1 protein-coding gene is annotated in these 3,778 nt (G+C 67.8%); it reads left to right on the top strand.

The window, feature by feature from the left end; translation table 11 throughout:
- Nucleotides 1-91 precede the first annotated feature (91 nt).
- Nucleotides 92-3,778: TonB-dependent receptor (locus TX83_RS03670; protein WP_075574980.1), on the top strand; the 3,687-nt coding region annotated here is incomplete at its 3' end.

Genomic DNA, 3,778 nt, shown 5'->3' with positions numbered 1-3,778 from the left:
CAGCCCCGAGGTTCGCGCCAAGGTGCGGGTCGAGTCCAGTAACGATCCGACAGCTCCTGTCGGCGCGAAGCGGAACTGAGGGGGCTGGATCATGAAGACGAACATGAAGATGAAGCTGCTGGACTACACCCTGATCGGCCTGCTGGCGGGCGTTGCCCCGCTCGCGGCCGCACAGGACTCCGGACACACGCAAGCCAAGGCCGAGGCCGGCTACGTCGATACGGGCAAGTGCACTGAGGCCGGTTGCAGCGGCGAAGACGGCCTGCTGTTCAAGCTGCGCACGCGCAGCTACAGCAAGCCGGTGACCGAGGGCACCAACAAGCAGTCCTCGTCCGAGGCGCTGCAGCCGGACCGTCGGGTGTCGGTGGCGCTGGAACAGCCGGGCAAGGCGGTGGCGATCGGCAAGTGGTCGGTCAGCCTGCCCAACGGCGGGGTGATCTGGGCGACCGAGGACCCCACCCTCGGCCGTCCGGAGATGAACGTCAGCGCGACCAGCCTGGTCTCGTTCGACGGCACCCGGATCGTCAAGCCGGTGCGCTTCTACGCCTACAACAACTACTCCTCGTTCATCCAACGCGCGGAAGTGCTGGTCTACCGCGCCACCGACACCGACCTGGTCGATCCGCTGGCCAAGGTCGAGCTGCCGGTCGCCGCGGTCAGCGACGTGGAATGGGACGGCGCCCTGCCGGCCGGCTACGCCGCCCGCGCCGGCGACGAACTGCTGTACCTGGTGCGCGCCTACGGCGCCGACGGCAGCGTCGACGAGACCTATCCGCAGCGCATGCAGCTGGTGCGCCCGGAAGAGGCCGAGCGTGGCCTGCAGACCCTGCGCAACGCGATGGAGCGCAAGGACGGCACCGCGCTGGGCATCGACGAGGCGCAGCGCCGCAGCCTGACCGAATCGACCTTCGGCAGCAGCACCCTGCGTCAGCAGAACATCGGCATCTACGGCTCGCGCATTCGCATCCAGGGCCGCAACATCCCCGAGAACTACGCGGTCACCATCAACGGCCGCAGCTTCCCGGTCGACCTGGAGCGCAAGCTGGTCGCCGAGTACCTGGAGCCGATCGGCCGCCACCGATACGACCTGAAGCTCAAGGGCGAGGGCGGCCAGATCGAGCACACGCTCGACATCGACGTCAGCGGCCGCTACATGTTCGCCGTCGCGATCGCCGACCTGACCGCGTCCAAGGGCAGCACCTCCGGCTCGGTCGAACCGCTGGCCGGCGACGAGCACTTCGACAAGGACTTGGTGGTCGACGGCCGCCTGGCGTTCTATCTGAAGGGCAAGATCAAGGGCAAGTACCTGGTCACCGCCCAGGCCGACACCCGCGAGCGCGAAGTCGAGCAGCTGTTCAACGGCTTCTGGAAGGCCGATCCGCAGAACATCTTCCGCCGCCTGGACCCGGACCTGTACTACCCGGTCTACGGCGACGATTCGACCACCTACCGCGACGTCGACACCATGGGCCGGCTGTACGTCCGGGTCGACTGGGACAAGAGCCAGGCGTTGTGGGGCAACTACGACACCGGCATCACCGGCACCGAGTTCGGCCAGTACAGCCGCTCGCTGTACGGCGGCGCGCTGAACTGGCGCAGCCGCCGCAGCACCGCGCTCGGCGAGCCGGGCAGCGAGCTGCGCCTGTTCGGTTCCGAAGCGCAGACCGCGCCCGGCCACAGCGAGTTCCTCGGCACCGGCGGCAGCCTGTACTACCTCAAGCACACCGACGTGCTGCCGGGGTCGGACAAGGTCGTGCTGGAAGTGCGCGACGCCACCACCGGCCGGGTCGAGAACCGCATCGACCTGGTCCGCGGCGCCGACTACGAGATCGACGAGATGCAGGGCCGCCTGCTGCTGACCCGTCCGCTGGCGCAGGTGACCCGCGAGAACATCCCGACCCTGACCCGCGACGCGCCGCTGGACGGCTTCAGCCAGGTGCTGCTGGTCGATTACGAATTCGTGCCCAACGGCTTCGACGCCGATTCGGTGACCGCCGGCTTCCGCGGCAAGCACTGGTTCGGCGACCACGTCGCGCTGGGCGGCACCTACATCGACGAGAACCGCGCCGGCGAGGACTACACCCTCAAGGGCGCCGACCTGACCCTGCAGGCCGGCCGCGGCACCTACCTCAAGCTCGAGCACAGCCAGACCGAGGCCACCAGCGCGCCGATCTTCTACTCCGACAACGGCGGCCTGAGCTTCAGCGAGATCAACTCCGGCCTGGGCGCCCGCGAGGGCAGCGCCAGCGCGGTGGAAGCGCGCGCCAACTTCAAGGAACTGGGCTGGACCCAGCTGGACTGGTCGGCCGGCGCTTGGTGGCGCCAAGTCGACGCCGGCTACTCGATCTCGCGCTACGACATCGGCCAGAAGGTCGAGGAACGCGGTTTCGAAGTGCTGGGCCAGTTCAGTCCGACCTTCAATGTCTACGGCCGCTACAGCCGCGCGACCCGCGGCGAGGACGCGCTGACCCAGGCCCAGCTGACCGGCGAATGGCGCATCACCGACGCCACCACCTGGGCGGCGGAAATCCGCCGGGTCGAGGAGGACCGCAACGGCCTGGACGCCGCCGGCGTGCTCGGCGCGTTGCAGTACAAGCACCGCTTCGGCAGCAGCTTCGACCTGTACGGCACCGCCCAGGTCACCCTGGACGACGACGGCGGCCGCTACCGCGACAACGACGCCTTCACCCTCGGCGGCAAGTACGTGTTCGGCAACCTGTCCAGCGTCGGCGCCGAACTGACCACCGGCGACCGCGGCGACGCGGCCCAGGTCAACGCCGAGTACCGCATCCAGCCCGACCACACCGTCTACGGCAGCTACACCTACTCGACCGACCGCACCGACTACGACCCGCTGTTCAACAACCGCCTGAACTCCGGTTGGACCCTGGGCCAGCGCTGGCGCCTGTCGAACCAGGTCAACATGTTCAACGAAAGCCAGTTCCTGAAGGCGCCGAACGAGTCCGGCCTGGCGCATACCTTCGGCATGGATTTCTATCCCAGCCAGGGCTGGAACATCGGCTTCACCCTGCAGAGCGCGACCCTGGACAAGGCGATCGGCGAAGTCGACCGGCGCGCGGTCAGCGTCAGCGGCGGCCACACCTCCAACGACACCCAGTGGCAGAGCAAGCTGGAGTGGCGCGAGGACCGCGGCGCCGAGCAGCGCGAGCAGTGGGTGACCACCAACCACATCACCCACAAGTTCAACGAGAGCTTCCGCGTCGCCGGCCGCTTCAACTACTCCAAGACCACCGACGATCTGAACCCGCAGGCCGGGGCCAAGTTCATCGAAGGCAACGTCGGCTTCGCCTGGCGGCCGTGGAACACGACCAAGTACGCGCTGCTGGGCAAGTACACGTACCTGTACGACGTGTCGGCGCTGCCACAGATCGGCGACAACGTGGCCTTCTACGACCAGAAGACCCAGGTGCTGTCGCTGGAGGGCATCTACAACCCGAACCACCACTGGGAGTTCGCCGGCAAGCTGGCGCGCCGCGAAGGCGAGGTGCGCTACGGCCGCCTGACCGGGCAGTGGGCCGATTCGGCCACGACCTTCGCCGCGGTGCAGACCCGCTACGAGTTCGCCGAAACCTGGCACGCGCTGGCCGAGTACCGCTGGCTCGACGTCAAGGACGGCGGCACCCGCCGCGGCTTCCTGGTCGGCGTCGACCGCGACATCGGCCGCAACTTCCGCGTCGGCGTCGGCTACAACTTCACCGAGTTCAGCGACGACCTGACCAACTTCGACTACGACCACAAGGGCTGGTTCTTGAACCTG

Origin of the sequence: Lysobacter antibioticus HS124 (assembly GCF_000336385.2) — a bacterium.
Taxonomy (GTDB): domain Bacteria; phylum Pseudomonadota; class Gammaproteobacteria; order Xanthomonadales; family Xanthomonadaceae; genus Lysobacter; species Lysobacter firmicutimachus.
The sequence above is the reverse complement of the archived record's forward strand: the minus strand, read 5'-3'. Positions and strand labels throughout refer to the sequence as shown.